This is a genomic window from Streptomyces auratus, from assembly GCF_050433025.1.
Lineage (GTDB): Bacteria > Actinomycetota > Actinomycetes > Streptomycetales > Streptomycetaceae > Streptomyces > Streptomyces sioyaensis.
Genome location: NZ_JBNGCB010000003.1, coordinates 1,496,967 through 1,513,519 on the forward strand (window position 1 = coordinate 1,496,967; position 16,553 = coordinate 1,513,519).

Consider the following 16,553-nt stretch of genomic DNA (forward strand, 5'->3'; position numbering starts at 1 on the left):
TGTCGGGGCCGTGGCCAGGCAAAGAACAGATTTCGTCGTGTAACCAAAAGGCAACAACGGAATCACTTGTTGAGGTTGCGTTCCTCTGCCAGGATCGGCCATCGATTCCGGAAATAGCTACGCCAGGCAGTGCCGCTGAGCGGCCCCGGCGCCCGGCGGAGGAGTGCACCATGGATCAGCGGTTCGATGCCACCGAGCGGTTCGCCGAGGGCGCGCAATTCATCGCAGGCAGTCTCCGGAGCGGCAGTTCCGGCCGTACCCAGGACGTCGTGGACCCGGCGACCGGCGAGACGGTGTACTCCTACGAACTCGCCGGCGGGGCAGAGGTGGACGCGGCCGTCGAGGCCGCACGGCGGGCGTTCGCGGACTGGGGCGGTGCCACGCCCGGCGAGCGCTCCGACACCCTGCACCGCTTCGCCGCCGCGCTCACCGAGGACGCCGGCGACCTCGCCCGCGCCGAGTCGCTGAACTGCGGAAAGCCGATCAAGCTCAGCGAGGAGTTCGACGTACCGGGCTCGATCGACAACGCCGCGTTCTTCGCGGGCGCCGCCCGGCATCTGGAGGGCAAGGCGGCCGGCGAATACAGCCCCGACCACACCTCCGTGATCCGCCGCGAGCCGATCGGCGTCGTCGGCTCCATCGCACCGTGGAACTACCCGCTCCAGATGGCCGCCTGGAAGGTGCTGCCGGCCCTCGCCGCGGGCAACACCATCGTCCTCAAGCCGGCCGAGATCACCCCCTTCACCTCGCTGCTGTTCGCGCAGGCCGCCCAGCGCGCCGGGCTGCCCGACGGGGCGCTCAACATCGTCTCCGGCGCCGGCCGGGACGCCGGTGAGCGCCTCGTCGGCCACCCCTCCGTCGCCATGACCTCCTTCACCGGCTCGACCGCCGTCGGCAAGCGGGTCGCCGAGATCGCCACCGGCACCGTCAAGCGGCTGCATCTCGAACTCGGCGGCAAGGCCCCCTTCGTCGTCTTCGACGACGCCGACCTGGAGGCCGCCGTGCACGGCGCGGTCGCCGGGGCACTGATCAACACCGGCCAGGACTGCACCGCCGCCACGCGCGCCTATGTCCAGCGCCCCCTCTACGACGCCTTCGTCAGCGGCGTCGCCGACCTGATGGCGACCGTGCGGCTCGGCGACCCCTTCGACTCGTCCACCGACCTGGGCCCGCTGATCTCGCACGCCCAGCGCGACCGGGTGGCCGGCTTCGTGGACCGGGCGCGCGCGTACGCCACGGTCGTCACCGGAGGCGAGGCTCCCCAGGGCGGGCTGGCCAAGGGCGCCTACTACCGGCCCACGCTGATCGCCGGAGCCGCACAGGACAGCGAGATCGTGCAGTCCGAGATCTTCGGCCCGGTCCTGGTCGTGCTGCCCTTCGACAGCGACGACGAGGGCATCGCGCTGGCCAACGACACCCCCTACGGGCTGGCCGCCTCCGTCTGGAGCCGGGACGTCTACCGCACCGGCCGCGCCACCCGCGAGATCAACGCGGGCTGCGTCTGGGTCAACGACCACATCCCGATCATCAGCGAGATGCCGCACGGAGGCGCCAAGGCCTCCGGCTTCGGCAAGGACATGTCGGCCTACTCCTTCGAGGAGTACACCCAGGTCAAGCACGTCATGTACGACAACACCGCGGTGGCACGGAAGGACTGGCACCGCACGATCTTCGGGGACCGTCCGTAACGGACGTCCCCCCGGACGGCGGCGGGCCGGCCCCGCCGCCACCCCTGCGGCCCGCGCCGCGCGGCTTCGTCACCACCGGCCCAGTGCCGGGTTCACCCCTGAAAGGGCACCGCGCATGGAGCACCACGAGCAGCCCGAACCCCTGTCCCCGGTCGAACTCGCCGCCGTGCGCCGCAGTATGACCGACGGCCGGCTCGCCATGACCCGCCGCTCCCTGCTGCGCGCCGGCGGTGCCATGGCGGCCGCGGCCGGCGGGCTGGGCGCCCTGTCGGCGTGCGGGATCCCGCCCGCCGGCCGTACGGACGCCGGCCGGAGCGAGGACCACTCCGCGGCGGAGAAGCGTGTCAACTTCTCCAACTGGACCGAGTACATGGACGTCAGCAAGGACGGCAAGCACCGTCCGACGCTGGACCGCTTCACCCGGCGCACCGGAATCGCCGTCAAATACACCGAGGACATCAACGACAACGACGAGTTCTTCGGCAAGATCCAGGCGCAGCTCGCGGCCGGCCAGGACACCGGCCGCGACCTGATCGTGCTCACCGACTGGATGTGCGCCCGGATGATCTCCCTGGGCTGGATCCAGCAGCTGGACCCGGCCAACCTGCCGCACGCCTACGCCAACCTCTCGGGGCAGTACCGCGACCCCGCCTGGGACCCGGGCCGCGCGCACTCCTACGTCTGGCAGGGCATCCCGGCGATCATCGCGTACAACAAGAAGGCCACCGGCGGGAAGAAGGTCGACTCGGTCAGCCAGCTGCTGGAGGACCCGCAGCTCAAGGGGCGGGTCGGCTTCCTCTCCGAGATGCGCGACAGCATCGGGCTGACCCTGCTGGACATGGGCAAGCGGCCCGAGGACGTCACCGCGGACGACTACGACGCGGCCATCGCCCGGCTCCAGAAGGGCGTCGACTCCAAGCAGATCCGCCGCTTCACCGGCAACGACTACACCAACGACCTGGACAAGGGCGACCTCGCCGCCTGTGTGGCCTGGGCCGGTGACGTCGTCCAGCTGCAGAACGACAACCCGGACATCGCCTACGCCATCCCCAAGTCCGGCTACATGGTCTCCACCGACAACCTCATGGTGCCGAACAAGGCCCGCCACAAGCAGAACGCCGAACGGCTCATCGACTACTTCTACGAGCCGAAGGCGGCGGCCCGGCTCGCGGCGTACATCAACTACGCCTGTCCCGTCGACGGGGTACGCGAGGAGTTGGCCAAGATCGACAAGAGCGCGGCCGACAACCCGCTGATCCTGCCGGACAAGGAGATGGCCGCCCGCTCCCACTCCTTCCGTGCCCTGTCCGCCAAGGAGAACACGGCGTTCACCCAGAAGTTCTCCGAACTCAGCGGCGCCTGACCCCCCTCCGGGCCCGCCCGAGCCGTTTCGCCCACCGACCCACGGGACGACCGACATGACGAAGACCGCGACCCCCCAGAGCAGCGGCGGCGATGTCCGCCTCCACGGGATAAGCAAGACCTACGGCTCCTTCACCGCCGTCCATCCGCTCGACCTGACCGTCCCCACGGGCTCCTTCTTCGCGCTGCTGGGCGCCTCGGGCTGCGGCAAGACGACCACCCTGCGCATGATCGCCGGGCTGGAGGAGCCGACCACCGGGACCGTCGAGCTGTCCGGCCAGGACGTCACCGCCCTGCCGCCCTACAAGCGCCAGGTCAACACCGTCTTCCAGAACTACGCCCTCTTCCCGCACCTGGACATCTACGAGAACGTCGCCTTCGGCCTGCGCCGCCGCGGCGTCAAGTCCGTCAAGAAGCAGGTCGAGGAGATGCTCGACCTCGTCCAGCTCGGGCCGATGGCGCGCCGCAAGCCGCAGCAGCTCTCCGGCGGCCAGCAGCAGCGCGTCGCGGTCGCCCGGGCGCTGATCAACCACCCCCAGGTGCTGCTCCTCGACGAGCCGCTGGGCGCCCTCGACCTCAAGCTGCGCCGCCAGATGCAGCTGGAGCTCAAGCGCATCCAGACCGAGGTCGGCATCACCTTCGTGCACGTCACCCACGACCAGGAGGAGGCCATGACGATGGCCGACACCGTGGCCGTGATGAACGGCGGCCGGGTCGAACAGCTCGGCGCCCCCGCCGACCTCTACGAGAACCCCGGCACCACCTTCGTCGCCAACTTCCTGGGCACCTCCAACCTGATCGAGGCCGAGGTCGTCGAGGCCGGCGGCGAGGAGCTGCTGCTCAAGGCCGGTGACGCCAAACTGCGGCTGCCCGCCGCCCGGTGCAGCGCCTCGGCCCGTACGGGCGAGAAGGTGCTGGCCGGCGTGCGGCCCGAGAAGGTCGCGCTGAAGCACGGCGACGACGCCGGGTCGATCACCGAAGGCCACAACCGGCTGCCCGGCCGCATCAAGGACGCCAGCTTCATCGGCGTCTCCACCCAGTACGTCGTCGAGGTGCCCGGCCTGGGCGAACTCGCCGTCTACGAGCAGAACATCGAGCGCGACGGCCGCCTCGTCCCCGGCGCGGAGATCGTGCTGCACTGGAGCCCGGCGCACACCTTCGGTCTGGACGCCGCCCAGGACATCCAGGCCGGCGCGGACCTCGACGAGGAGGCGGCATGACACCAGTGATCACCACCGTCTCACCCGCGCCACCGGACGGGCCGGCCGAGGCGGAGTCCCCCGTCCTCCGCAAGACCCCCGTCCGCAAGCGCCTGGTCCCCTACTGGCTGCTGCTGCCCGGCATCCTGTGGCTGATCGTCTTCTTCGCCGCACCGCTCGTCTACCAGGCGTCGACCTCGATCCAGACCGGCTCCCTCGAAGAGGGCTTCAAGGTCACCTGGCACTTCGCCACCTACTGGGACGCGCTCGGCGAATACTGGCCGCAGTTCGTCCGCTCGATGGCGTACGCCGGCATCGCCACCGTGCTCTGCCTGGTCCTGGGCTATCCGCTGGCCTACCTCATCGCCTTCAAGGCGGGCCGCTGGCGCAATGTGGTGATGATCCTGGTCATCGCCCCGTTCTTCACCAGCTTCCTGATCCGTACGCTCGCCTGGAAGACGATCCTGGCCGACGGCGGGCCGGTCGTCGGCGTGCTGAACTCGCTGCACGTCCTGGACGTCACCAGCTGGCTGGGCATCACCGAGGGGCACCGGGTGCTGGCCACCCCGCTCGCGGTGGTCTGCGGACTGACCTACAACTTCCTGCCGTTCATGGTCCTGCCGCTCTACACCTCGCTGGAGCGCATCGACCCGCGCCTGCACGAGGCCGCCGGCGACCTCTACGCCCGCCCGTCGACCACGTTCCGCCGGGTGACCTTCCCGCTGTCGATGCCCGGTGTCGTCGCCGGCACCCTGCTGACGTTCATCCCGGCCGCCGGTGACTACATCAACGCCGAACTGCTGGGCTCCACCGACCAGAAGATGATCGGCAACGTCATCCAGTCCCAGTTCCTGCGGGTCCTGGACTATCCGACCGCGGCCGCGCTCTCCTTCATCCTCATGGCGGCCATCCTCGCCATGGTCACCCTCTACATCCGCAAGTCCGGGACGGAGGACCTGGTCTGATGGCCGTCCACGAGACCACGAAAGACTCCCAGGCCCCCGCGGCCCGCACCCCGAACCGGGGCCTGCGCTGGCTGCGCCGCAACATCGTCGTGATGGCGGGCCTCGCCACGCTGGGCTATCTGATCCTGCCCAACCTCGTGGTGCTGGTCTTCTCCTTCAACAAGCCCAACGGCCGCTTCAACTACCAGTGGCAGCACTTCTCCACGGACGCCTGGCGCGATCCGTGCGGCGTCGCCGACCTGTGCGGCTCGCTCGGCCTGAGCCTGCAGCTGGCGCTGTGGGCCACCGTCGGCGCCACCGTCCTCGGCACCATGATCGCGTTCGCGCTGGCCCGCTACCGCTTCCGCGCCCGCTCCGGCGTCAACACCCTGATCTTCCTGCCGATGGCGATGCCCGAGGTCGTCATGGCCGCCTCGCTGGCCACCCTCTTCCTCAACATGGGCATCGAGTTCGGCTTCTGGACGATCCTCATCGCCCACATCATGTTCTGTCTGAGCTTCGTGGTCACCGCCGTCAAGGCCCGGGTGATGAGCATGGACCCGCGCCTGGAACAGGCCGCCCAGGACCTCTACGCCTCACCCGTCCAGACCTTCCTGCGGGTGACGCTGCCGATCGCCGCCCCCGGCATCGCGGCCGGCGCGCTGCTGTCCTTCGCGCTGTCCTTCGACGACTTCATCATCACCAACTTCAACGCCGGCTCCACCGTGACCTTCCCGATGTTCGTCTGGGGATCGGCACAGCGGGGCACGCCCGTGCAGATCAACGTCATCGGCACCGCGATGTTCCTGGTCGCGGTGTTGTGCGTACTCGCCGGTCAACTGGCCGGGAACCGCCGCAAGAAGAGGAGCTGAGAACCATGGCACGAGCTGCCATGCCGCACACGCCCGGGGCGTCCCCGGTCCATGCGCTCGCGGACGCCGCCCCCACCCCCTTCTGGCTCGACGACCCCGCCCGCCCAGCCGCCCTGCCCGCCCTCGTCGGCGACGAGACCTGCGATCTGCTGGTCGTCGGCGGCGGCTACTCGGGACTGTGGACCGCGCTGATCGCCAAGGAGCGCGACCCCGCGCGCGACGTCGTCCTCATCGAAGGCGCCGAGATCGGCTGGGCCGCCTCCGGGCGCAACGGTGGCTTCTGCGCCGCCTCCCTCACCCACGGCCTCGGCAACGGCCTGGCCCGCTGGCCCGGTGAACTCGCCACCCTCGAAAAGCTCGGCATCCGCAACCTCGACGCCATCGGGGATGCCGTCGCCCGCTACGGCATCGACTGCGCCTTCGAGCGCACCGGCGAGATCGACATCGCCACCGAGCCCCACCAGGTCGCCGAACTCCAGGAGTTCGCCGAGGACGCCGCGGAGCTCGGCCTCGACCGGCACACCTTCCTCGACGAGGACGCCCTGCGCGCCGAGGTCGACTCACCGACCTTCCGCGCCGGACTGTGGGACCGCGACGGCGTCGCCATGCTCAACCCGGCCCGCCTCGCCTGGGGCCTGAAGAAGGCCTGCCTCGGCCTCGGCGTCCGCATCTACGAGCGCACCCGCGCCACCGCGCTCGCCTCACAAGGTACGGGCATGGCCGTCCGCACCCCCTACGGCCGGGTCTTCGCCCGCCATGTCGCGCTGGGCACCAACGCCTTCCCGTCCCTGGTCAAGCGGGTCCGCCCGTACATCGTCCCGGTCTACGACCACGCCCTGATGACCGAGCCGCTGACCGACGAACAGCTCGCCGCCATCGGCTGGAAGAACCGCCAGGGCCTCTCGGACTCCAACAACCACTTCCACTACTTCCGCATCACCGAGGACCACCGCATCCTGTGGGGCGGCTACGACATCGTCTACCGCTACGGCGGCGGCGTACGCGCCGAATACGACCACCACCCGGCCACCTACGAGAAGCTCGCCCGGCACTTCTTCCGCTGCTTCCCGCAGTTGGAGGGGCTGCGCTTCACCCACAGCTGGGGCGGCGCCATCGACACCTGCTCGCGCTTCTCCGCCTTCTTCGGCACCGCGCACGCCGGCCGGGTCGCCTACGCCACCGGCTACACCGGCCTCGGCGTGGGCGCCACCCGCTTCGGCGCCGAGGTGATGCTCGATCTGCTCGCGGGCGAGCGCACCGAGCGCACGGAGCTGGAGATGGTCCGCAGCAAGCCGCTGCCGTTCCCGCCGGAGCCGCTGCGCTGGGCCGGCATCGGGATCACCCAGTGGTCGATGACCCGCGCCGACACCCACGGCGGACGCCGCAACCTGTGGCTGAAGGCCATGGACAAGGCGGGGCTGGGCTTCGACAGCTGACGCCCGGCCAGGGGGCGGCCGGCCGTGCGCCGTCCGCCCCCTCGGGTCTACGGGCGCCCCGCCGGCCGCCCCTGGGCACCCACGCCCCGTCGTCCGCCCGACCACCGGTCGCACACCGCACACCACACGGCGAGCAGCACCCCGGCCAGACACCAGCTGCCGAGCACGTCCAGCGGCCAGTGATAGCCGCGGCGCACCAGGCCGGTGCCGACGGCCGCATCGAGCAGGACGACCGCGGCGGCGACGACCGCCGGCACGACCGGGCGGGTGGCCGCGGTCCGCCGCCGGCCGCGGAACAGCAGCAGCGCCGCCAGGCCGTAGAGCACCGCCGCCGTGGCGCCGTGGCCCGACGGATAGAAGCCCTCGTGCGCAGCGCCCGCCATCTGCGGCGGGCCCGGCCGGGCGAGCCACAGTTTGAGCGGGACCACCAGCGCGGGCACCGCCACCGCCGTGAGGCCGGCCGCGAGCGGGGGCAGCCACCAGCGCGGGGGAGCGCCGCCGTCGGCCGCCCGGCGACGCGCTGCGCGCCGGCCCCGCCACAGGGCCCACACCAGGACCGCCGACAGCACCGGCAGCGCCACCGCCGTATTGCCGAGATCGGCGAAGAACCCGGCAGGTCCGGCGGGGAGGCCGCCGGAGGCCACGGCGCGGCCGAGCCGCTCGTCGAGCGCGCGCAGCGGGCCGTGCTCGGCCACCTGCCAGGTGAGCACGGCGAAGAGCAACGCACTGACCGCACAGACCGACAGCGGGGACAGGCGGCGGGGGCCGGGGCCGGACGGCTCCGCGGGGCCCGGGAAAAGGGTCGGCCGCCTCGGAACAGGGGGGGTGGTTCCGAGGCGGCCGTGGTGACCGGTGTCCCGCGCGCCCCGGGGGGTCTGGGGCGGGCGGACATCCGATCGGTGAGGATTCCCGGAGTTCCCAGTGCCAGGGGTTCCGGTGTTGTGCGCGAGGGCACGGCCTGGTCGAAGCCGGGGAAGCGCCGACCGGGCGTCGCTCGCAGTCCCCTGCGAGCGGGGTGTTTCTCTCATCTGCAGAAACCGTACGGCACCACGACCGCGCCCGACAGCCGCATCACCCGCCCGCCATCGGCCCCGCACATCTTCTTCACGCCATGCCTCCACCTACGCGTGTTCGCACAGAAATGAGCGCAGAAATCCTCAAAGGGAGGGGCAAAGAGCGGGGTGGGGAGAGGGGCCCAACGGGCCGCGGCCCGGGACACGGCATCAGCCGTGCCCCGGGCCGCGCCGGGTGCCTCCCGCGGAGCGCTGCTCCGCCGTCGGTCTGCCGCTCAGATCGTGGCGAAGGCGCCTTCGAGGATGTCCAGGCCCTCGCTCAGCAGGTCCTCGCCGATGACCAGCGGCGGCAGGAAGCGCAGCACATTGCCGTACGTGCCGGTCGTCAGTACCAGCAGGCCCTCCTGGTGGCAGGCCTTGGCCAGCGCGGCGGTGGCCTCCGGGTTCGGCTCCTTGGAGCCGGACTTGACCAGCTCGATCGCGATCATCGCGCCGCGGCCGCGGACCTCGCCGATGATGTCGTACTTCTCCGCGATCGCGGTCAGCCGCGGCTTCATGATCTCGCCGATCCGGCGGGCCTTGGCGTTCAGGTCCTGCTCGCGCATGGTCTCGATCGAGCCCAGCGCCGCGGCGCAGGCGACCGGGTTGCCGCCGTAGGTGCCGCCCAGGCCGCCGGCGTGCGCGGCGTCCATGATCTCGGCGCGGCCGGTGACCGCGGCCAGCGGCAGACCGCCCGCGATGCCCTTGGCGGTGGTGATCAGGTCCGGGACGATGCCCTCGTCCTCACACGCGAACCACTGGCCGGTACGGCAGAAGCCGGACTGGATCTCGTCCGCGACGAAGACGATGCCGTTCTCCTTCGCGAAGTTCGCGAGGGCGGGCAGGAAGCCCTTGGCGGGCTCGATGAAACCGCCCTCACCGAGCACCGGCTCGATGATGATCGCCGCGACGTTCTCCGCCCCGATCTGCTTGGTGATCTGCGAGATGGCCTGGTCCGCGGCCTCCTGCGCACAGTTCTCCGGGCCGGTCAGCCAGCGGTAGGGGTAGGCCACCGGGACGCGGTAGACCTCGGGCGCGAACGGGCCGAAGCCCTGCTTGTACGGCATGTTCTTGGAGGTGAGCGCCATCGTGAGGTTCGTGCGGCCGTGGTAGCCGTGGTCGAAGACGACGACCGCCTGGCGCTTGGTGTGCACGCGGGCGATCTTGACGGCGTTCTCGACGGCCTCCGCACCGGAGTTGAACAGCGCCGACTTCTTCGCGTGGTCGCCCGGCGTCAGCTCGGCCAGCTGCTCGCAGACCTCGATGTACGGCTCGTACGGCGCGACCATCGCACAGGTGTGGGTGAAGGCCGCCAGCTGCGCGGTGGCCCGGCGGACGACCGCCTCCGCGCTGTTGCCGACCGAGGTCACCGCGATGCCGGAGCCGAAGTCGATCAGGGAGTTGCCGTCCACGTCCTCCAGGACGCCGCCGCCCGCGCGCTTGACGAAGACGGGCAGCACGGCGCCGACACCACCGGCCACCGTGGCCTGCTTGCGCGCCCACAGCTCCTGCGACTTCGGGCCGGGGATCGCGGTGACGACGCGACGCTCCTGGGGGAGGGCGGGGCCTCCGGACAGTTCGGTCATGGCAGTCTCCTGGGGTGGAACGGGACGACGTACAAAGGTCTTGTTCTCGCAGGCTAGGGGCGGCCGGGCGGCTCTGGCATGTTCCGTTCGGGAGAAGTGCGCGTGTTGCGTTGTCCGCACCGGACATAGCGGCGGCCCCCGGCCAGTAGATTGAGCGACGGCGCGCCCGGCAGTGGCAGACACCAGCGCGGGCATGACAATGGCAGCGCGGCCCGACGACGCGGCCGCGGCGCAACGACGCAGCAGCCCACGGCTCAAGGGGGACTAGGGCACCGGATGGACACCGAGGGCACGCAGGACGCACAGGAGACCGCTCCCCGGCCGCCCGGCGGAGCGCACCGACCCGACGCCGCGGTGCCGCGCCCCGCGGCACCGCCCACCCCGCCGCCACCCGCCGCCCCGCCGGCCGTGCCGGCCGTGCCCGCCGCCCCGCCGGGCCCCGCGCCCGCCGGCTCCGCCGCCGAACCGCCCCTGCTGGGCTGGCTGCGGACCCCGCGCCCGGCCGCCGCGCCCGGTATCTGGACCTTCGGCCACCGGCCCCGGGCCGCGGCCGATCCCGACCGGGTCCCCGCGCGGCAGCTGATCAGCGGCGCGGTGATCTCGTTCCTGTGCGGGTGGCTGTTGTGGTCGCTGCTGTACAACCAGTACCTCGGCAGCTACTGGCTCTGGCCGCTGCTCCTGCTGACGCCGGACTCCTGGCGGACGGCCGGCGGCGACAAGATGATCTTTGTCGGGGCCAGTTACCTCTACTACGGCCTGGTGCTGGCGCTGCTGGCCGTCGTGTTCGGCCGCCTCGGCCGCTGGCCCGAACTCGCCCGCCGCTTCCTGGGACCGGCCCTCGGCCGGATGCGCAAGGGCGCGCCCGCCCCCAGGCCGCAGCCCGCCGCCGACCGGGCCCAGTGGCCCGAACTGCGGGCACACGGCGCCGCGGACGCGGCCGACAAGCTCGCCGCCGAGGCGCGCGCCGGGCGGATGAACGATGTGGACGTGGCCAGGATCGAGCGCGCCTGGCACTCGGTGCGGTCCGGCAAGAACTCCCTGGCCTCCTTCACCGACACCGTGCTCCGGCACGGCGCGGCGGCCTGTGCGCACCCTTCGGGCCGGCGCGATCTGGCCCGCCGGACCGCCCACCACGATCTGCTCGCCCACCAGGTCCGCATCGGCACCGCCGCCGACCACCCCCGCAACCCGTATCAGCACCGGCTCGCCGGATGCGCCCTGGAACCGGCGCTGTTGGGGACCTCGCTGCTGGCCGTCGGGCCGGCCGGCAGCGGCAAGACCACCCGGGTCGTCAAACCCGTCGTCGAGTCGATGTGCCTGCAGGCGCTGGCCGGGCAGTGCGCGGTGGTCGTGGTCGGCCCCGCCGGCTCCGACCTCGGTGCCGACGACGCGTTCGATGTGGTGGTCCGGATCGGCCGCCCCGATCCGGAGTGCGACCTCGACCTGTACGGCGGCACCACGGACCCCGACGAAGCGGCCGGCATCCTCGCCGAGGCGCTGGTCGGTGATCTCGCCGAGCAACTGCCCGGCGGCGACAGCCGGCGCGCCGCCACCGCACTGGCCCAGCTGCTCGGCCCCTTCGCGGCCGCCCACGACCGCTTCCCCACCGTGCCCGAGCTGCGCGAACTGCTGGACGGCGCGCCCCGGGCGATGTCCGCGCTGCGCGCCGCCCTGGAGGAGACCGGCGCCCAGACCCTGCTGCGCGAACTGGACGCACGGGCCCGCCAGTCGGAGCGCCCCGGCGACCTCGGCGTGCTCCTCGCCGACCGCATCGCCCTCCTGGACCGGCCCGCCTTCGCCGCGTTCTTCGACCCCACCGGGGGCACCCGGCAGGTCTCGCTGCGCGCCCTGGACCATCCGCTGCGGGTCCGTATCGAACTCCCCGAGCGCGGCCATGCGGAGGCCTCGCGGATCCTCGCCCGGCTGGTACTGGCGCAGTTCACCGAGTGCGCGGTGGCCCGCGGCGACCGCTCGGTGTTCGCCTGCCTGGTCCTCGACGAGGCCGCCCACACCATCACCGCCGAGGCGCTGCGCGGTCTGCAGCGGCTGCGCTCGGCGAACGCCGGGGCGGTGCTGACGCTGCGCTCGCTGGACGACGTCCCCGACGCGCTGCGCGGCACGCTGCTGGGCTCGGTGGGCTGCCGGATGGCGTTCGCGGGCGTGACGACCTGGGACGGCGCCCGGTTCGCCGAGGTGTGGGGCAAGGAGTGGGTGGAGACCCGAGATGTGACGGATCGTCAAATCATTGCCGAGGGCGCCGCGATGAAGGCGCTCCACCTCTTCCGCCACCTGGTCACCGGCAAGGCGCCCACCGCCAAGGCCGTCACCGTCCGCACCGTCGAGCGGGAGCGCTGGTCCGCCTCCGACCTCGCCAATTCGCTGCCGCCCGGGCATGCCGTGCTCTCCGTGACCTCGGTGGCGGGGGAGCATGCGCCGCCCGTGCTGGTGGATCTGCGGTCCTGAGGGGGCGGACGCGGGGGCGGACGCCGGCCGGGGCGGCCCGGTGCATCCAGGGCAGGCGGCGGCGCGCCGTCCGGTGGCCCGGGTGCGGGGCGTGCCCCCGGAGGCGGCGGGAATATCCGGCCCGTGGGTCCCCCGGATTCCTCCGCTGAGGCAGAATCGACACCGGCCGTTCATACGGGGCGGCGAAAATAGACGGGTCGGCGGCCGGTCCCCCGGCCCTGCCGGTGACCGGTTGTCGACCGTCCGTCCCCCGCAGTCGTCGACGTCACGAAGGTCCCATGCCGCACACGCTCGCTTCCCTGGTCAACCACACCGCGCTCAAGCTGACCGTGCTCGCGGGCGAGGGGCGGCTGGACGTGCCGGTGCGCTGGGCGCACGCGAGTGAGCTGATCGATCCGGTGCCGTACATGGAAGGCGGCGAGCTGCTGCTGATCACCGCGCTCAAGCTGGACGCGGAGGACGCGGAGGCGACCCGCAGCTATGTGCGGCGGATCGCCGAGGCCGGGGTGGTCGGGCTGGGCTTCGCGGTCGGGGTGAACTACGAGGGGGTGCCGGCGGCGCTGGTCGAGGCGGCCGGGGAGCAGGGGCTGCCGCTGCTCGGGGTGCCCCGCAGGACACCGTTCATCGCGATCAGCAAGGCGGTCTCGGCGGCCGTCGCCGCCGACCAGTACCGCGCGGTGACCGCGGGGTTCGAGGCGCAGCGGGAGCTGACCCGGGCGGCGCTCGGCGCCGAGGGTCCGGCCGAACTCCTGGCCCGGCTCGCGGCCCATCTGGACGGCTGGGCCGCGCTCTACGACGCCTCGGGCGCCGTGGTCGCCGCCGCCCCCGACTGGGCGGCCCGGCGCGCGGCCCGGCTCGCCGAGGACGTCGGGCGGCTGCGCGAGCGGCCCGCCCCCGCCAGCTCCGTGGTCAGCGACACCGAAGGCGACGACCGGGTCGAACTGCAGTCACTGGGCACCGGGCGGCGGGCCCGCGGGGTGCTCGCGGTGGGCACCGCCGCGCCGCTCGGCACGGCCGAGCGCTACGCCGTGCACTCCGCGGTGGCGCTGCTCACCCTGACCACCGAGCGGTCCAGGGCGCTGCAGGACGCCGAGGCGCGGCTGGGCGCGGCGGTGCTGAAGATGCTGCTCGCGGGGGAGCCGGACCACGCGCGGGCGGTGGCCGGGCGGCTCTACGGCGGACTGCTGGACGCGCCGTTCCGGGTGGTGGTCGCCGAGCCGGTGCCCGCCGAGGAACAGTCGTCGGGTGCGGCCGGGGGCGCCGTCTCCCCGAGGGGCCTCGACGGGCTGGCCGACGCGATGGACTCCGCGGCCGCCCGGACCGGTGAGGCGCTGCTCGCCGTGCCGGACGGCGGCCGGCTGATCGTGCTGGTCGCGGACGGCGGCGCGGCCGCGGCCGCCTGTGCCGCCTACGCCGCCGAGGCCGAGGCCCGCGCCGGCGCGCAGCCGCGTGCGCGCGGCCGGGCCGGGCGCGGGGAGAGCGGGCGGCGCGAGACGGTCGCCGTCGGGCTGTCGGCGCCGACCGGACCGATGGCCGCCGCCCACGCCTACCGCCAGGCCGAACAGGCGCTGTCGGTGGCCCGCCGGCGCGGCCGGGCGCTGGTCGAGCACGAGGACGTGGCGGCCGGATCCGTGCTGCCGCTGCTCGCCGACGACGCGGTCCGTGCCTTCGCGGACGGGCTGCTGCGGGCGCTGCGCGAGCACGATGCGACCGGCCGCGGCGACCTGGTGGCCTCGCTGCGGGCCTGGCTCGCCCGGCACGGCCAGTGGGACGCGGCCGCCGCCGACCTGGGCGTCCACCGCCACACCCTGCGCTACCGGATGCGGCGGGTGGAGGAGATCCTGGGGCGCTCGCTGGACGACGCGGATGTCCGGATGGAGCTGTGGCTGGCGCTGAAGGCGACCTCGACGTCCGAGGGCAACGAGGGCGGGGCGGGCTCGTCGCCCTCCCTGTGACGGCCGCCTTCCCTGTGATGGCCGGTCCGCCTGCTGCGTGAGCCCCCTCGGTCGCGCACCGCGTGACGGTCGCCTTCCCCGCGACGGCCGGTCCGCCTGCTCCGTCCGCCGCCTCGGCCGCGCACCGCGGACCCGTCCCGTACGCCCTCTCCGCCGCGCCCCGGACCCACTCCGTCCACCCCCTCCACCACGGAGAGACCGGCCTGCCGATTACTCCGCTACGGACAAACGCCACGGCGCCGCCGTCCCCCTACCTTGGGTGCAGAGTCAAAACCGCAGAGGCGCTCGCTGAGCCATGCGCACCACCCACCACGTCTGAAGGGCCGGGTTCCACTGTGCCGATCCCCACTGATGCAGCCCCCACCGCCTTCTGGCTCGCCGGCCGCAAGGCCACCGGCGAGGCCACCTTCGATGTCACCTCCCCCTGGGACGGACGTCTCGTCGGCACGGTGAGCGTCCCCACCGAGGCGCAGGTCGAGGAGGCCATCGCGGCCTCCGTCGCCGTTCAGGACGAGCTGGCCGCGACCCCCGCGCATGTGCGGGCCGCCGCCCTGGACCATGTGCACCGCCGGCTGGTGGAGCGTACGGAGGAGATCGCCCGGCTGATCTCCGCGGAGAACGGCAAGCCCATGAAGTGGGCGCGCGGCGAGGTCGGCCGGGCCGTGTCCGTGTTCCGCTTCGCGGCCGAGGAGGCCCGCCGCTTCAACGGCGGCGAGGCGCAGCGGCTGGACACCGACGCGGGCGGCGCCGGCCGGCTCGCGCTGACCCGCCGCTTCCCGCGCGGCACGGTGCTGGGCATCGCCCCGTTCAACTTCCCGCTCAACCTCTGCGCCCACAAGGTCGCCCCGGCCATCGCCGCCGGCGCCCCGATCATCCTCAAGCCGGCCCCGGCCACCCCGCTCTCCGGTCTGCTCATCGGCGAGCTGCTGGCCGAGACCGACCTGCCGGCCGGCTCCTGGTCGATCCTCCCGGTGACCAACGACCGGATGCCGGCGCTGGTTCAGGACGAGCGGCTGCCGGTCGTCTCCTTCACCGGCTCCGAGAAGGTCGGCTACGCGATCCTCGACTCGGTGCCGCGCAAGCACTGCACCCTGGAGCTCGGCGGCAACGGCGCCGCCGTCGTCCTGCCGGACTTCTCCTCCGAGGCGGACCTGGACTGGGCGGCGCAGCGCATCGCCACCTTCTCCAACTACCAGGGCGGCCAGTCCTGCATCTCGGTGCAGCGGGTGATCGCCGACGCGTCCGTCTACGACCGGCTGGTGCCGAAGATCGTGGCGGCCGTCGAGGCGCAGGTCACCGGTGACCCCTCCGACGACGCGACCGAGGTCGGCCCGCTGGTGAGCGAGGACGCCGCCAAGCGCGTCGAGTCCTGGGTGGACGAGGCCGTGGAGCGCGGCGCGAAGCTGCTCGCAGGCGGCAAGCGCGACGGCGCCTCCTACGCGCCGACCGTGCTGGCGGACGTGCCCGCCGGTGCCACCCTCGCCGGCGAAGAGGTCTTCGGCCCGGTGCTCACCCTGACCAAGGTCGAGGGCGTGGACGAGGCGTTCGCGGCCGTCAACGACTCCAAGTTCGGCCTGCAGGCGGGCGTGTTCACGCACGATGTGCAGACCGCGTTCCGCGCCCACCGTGCGCTGGAGGTCGGCGGCGTGATCATCGGCGATGTGCCGTCCTACCGCGCCGACCAGATGCCGTACGGCGGCGTCAAGCAGTCCGGGGTGGGCCGCGAGGGCGTGCGCTTCGCGATGGACGACTACACCTACGAGCGGGTCATGGTCCTCACCGGACTCGCGCTGTAACCCACCGGCCCGGCCCGGCCAGGTGGACAGCGACGGCCGTCCTCGGGTCGTATCACCCTCCGGGCCACGGCCGGCGCTCCGGCGCCGGCCCCCGGCGCGGCGCGCTCCGGCACTCTGTGCGGAGCGCGCCGCGTCCGCCGTTCCGGCCCGCGGCGGGTGCGGCGGCAGGCGTCGCGCCCGTAGGGGGTGTCTCTCCGATC

Annotated in this window: 11 protein-coding genes; 9 read left to right on the plus strand and 2 right to left on the minus strand. The window is 72.8% G+C overall.

Annotated features, from left to right (window positions below; genetic code table 11):
- Positions 1-170 precede the first annotated feature (170 nt).
- From BKA18_RS26325 to BKA18_RS26350, 6 genes are all read left to right on the plus strand, one after another.
- The gene (locus BKA18_RS26325; protein ID WP_366047361.1) at positions 171-1,688 is read left to right on the plus strand and encodes a gamma-aminobutyraldehyde dehydrogenase; all 1,518 of its coding nucleotides are present in this window, start codon (positions 171-173) and stop codon (positions 1,686-1,688) included.
- 115 nt (positions 1,689-1,803) lie between these two features.
- The gene (locus BKA18_RS26330) at positions 1,804-3,051 is read left to right on the plus strand and encodes a polyamine ABC transporter substrate-binding protein (protein WP_366047360.1); all 1,248 of its coding nucleotides are present in this window, start codon (positions 1,804-1,806) and stop codon (positions 3,049-3,051) included.
- A 55-nt stretch (positions 3,052-3,106) separates the two neighbouring features.
- Entirely contained in the window at positions 3,107-4,270 is a 1,164-nt protein-coding gene (locus BKA18_RS26335; protein ID WP_366047359.1) for an ABC transporter ATP-binding protein, read from the plus strand.
- Positions 4,267-5,214 carry an ABC transporter permease gene (locus tag BKA18_RS26340; RefSeq protein ID WP_040898226.1) on the plus strand — a complete coding sequence of 316 codons (948 nt, stop codon included), beginning with the start codon at positions 4,267-4,269 and terminating at the stop codon, positions 5,212-5,214. Before BKA18_RS26335 ends, BKA18_RS26340 begins: the two co-directional genes overlap by 4 nt.
- Positions 5,214-6,065 carry an ABC transporter permease gene (locus BKA18_RS26345; RefSeq protein ID WP_147248433.1) on the plus strand — a complete coding sequence of 284 codons (852 nt, stop codon included), beginning with the start codon at positions 5,214-5,216 and terminating at the stop codon, positions 6,063-6,065. Before BKA18_RS26340 ends, BKA18_RS26345 begins: the two co-directional genes overlap by 1 nt.
- Before the next feature lie 20 nt (positions 6,066-6,085).
- On the plus strand, positions 6,086-7,501 hold the full coding sequence (locus BKA18_RS26350) for an NAD(P)/FAD-dependent oxidoreductase (RefSeq protein WP_366047421.1): 1,416 nt from the start codon (positions 6,086-6,088) through the stop codon (positions 7,499-7,501).
- 47 nt (positions 7,502-7,548) lie between these two features.
- Here BKA18_RS26350 and BKA18_RS26355 read toward each other — a convergent pair whose 3' ends face one another.
- Entirely contained in the window at positions 7,549-8,211 is a 663-nt protein-coding gene (locus tag BKA18_RS26355; RefSeq protein WP_366047358.1) for a phosphatase PAP2 family protein, read from the minus strand.
- A 578-nt stretch (positions 8,212-8,789) separates the two neighbouring features.
- Positions 8,790-10,139: a 4-aminobutyrate--2-oxoglutarate transaminase gene (gene gabT, locus BKA18_RS26360; protein ID WP_366047357.1), complete on the minus strand. Its 1,350-nt coding sequence runs from the start codon at positions 10,137-10,139 to the stop codon at positions 8,790-8,792.
- A gap of 276 nt (positions 10,140-10,415) precedes the next feature.
- On the opposite strand from gabT, the gene BKA18_RS26365 reads away from it, so the two are divergent.
- The 3 genes from BKA18_RS26365 to BKA18_RS26375 all read left to right on the plus strand — a co-directional run bounded on the left by BKA18_RS26365 (position 10,416) and on the right by BKA18_RS26375 (position 16,353).
- A complete protein-coding gene (locus BKA18_RS26365) occupies positions 10,416-12,602 on the plus strand; it encodes an ATP-binding protein (RefSeq protein ID WP_366047356.1) in 2,187 nt (728 codons plus the stop codon).
- 278 nt (positions 12,603-12,880) lie between these two features.
- Positions 12,881-14,557, plus strand: a complete 1,677-nt coding sequence (locus tag BKA18_RS26370; protein WP_366047355.1) for a PucR family transcriptional regulator — start codon at positions 12,881-12,883, stop codon at positions 14,555-14,557.
- A 335-nt stretch (positions 14,558-14,892) separates the two neighbouring features.
- Positions 14,893-16,353: an aldehyde dehydrogenase family protein gene (locus BKA18_RS26375; protein WP_006602789.1), complete on the plus strand. Its 1,461-nt coding sequence runs from the start codon at positions 14,893-14,895 to the stop codon at positions 16,351-16,353.
- The last annotated feature ends 200 nt before the right edge of the window (positions 16,354-16,553 follow it).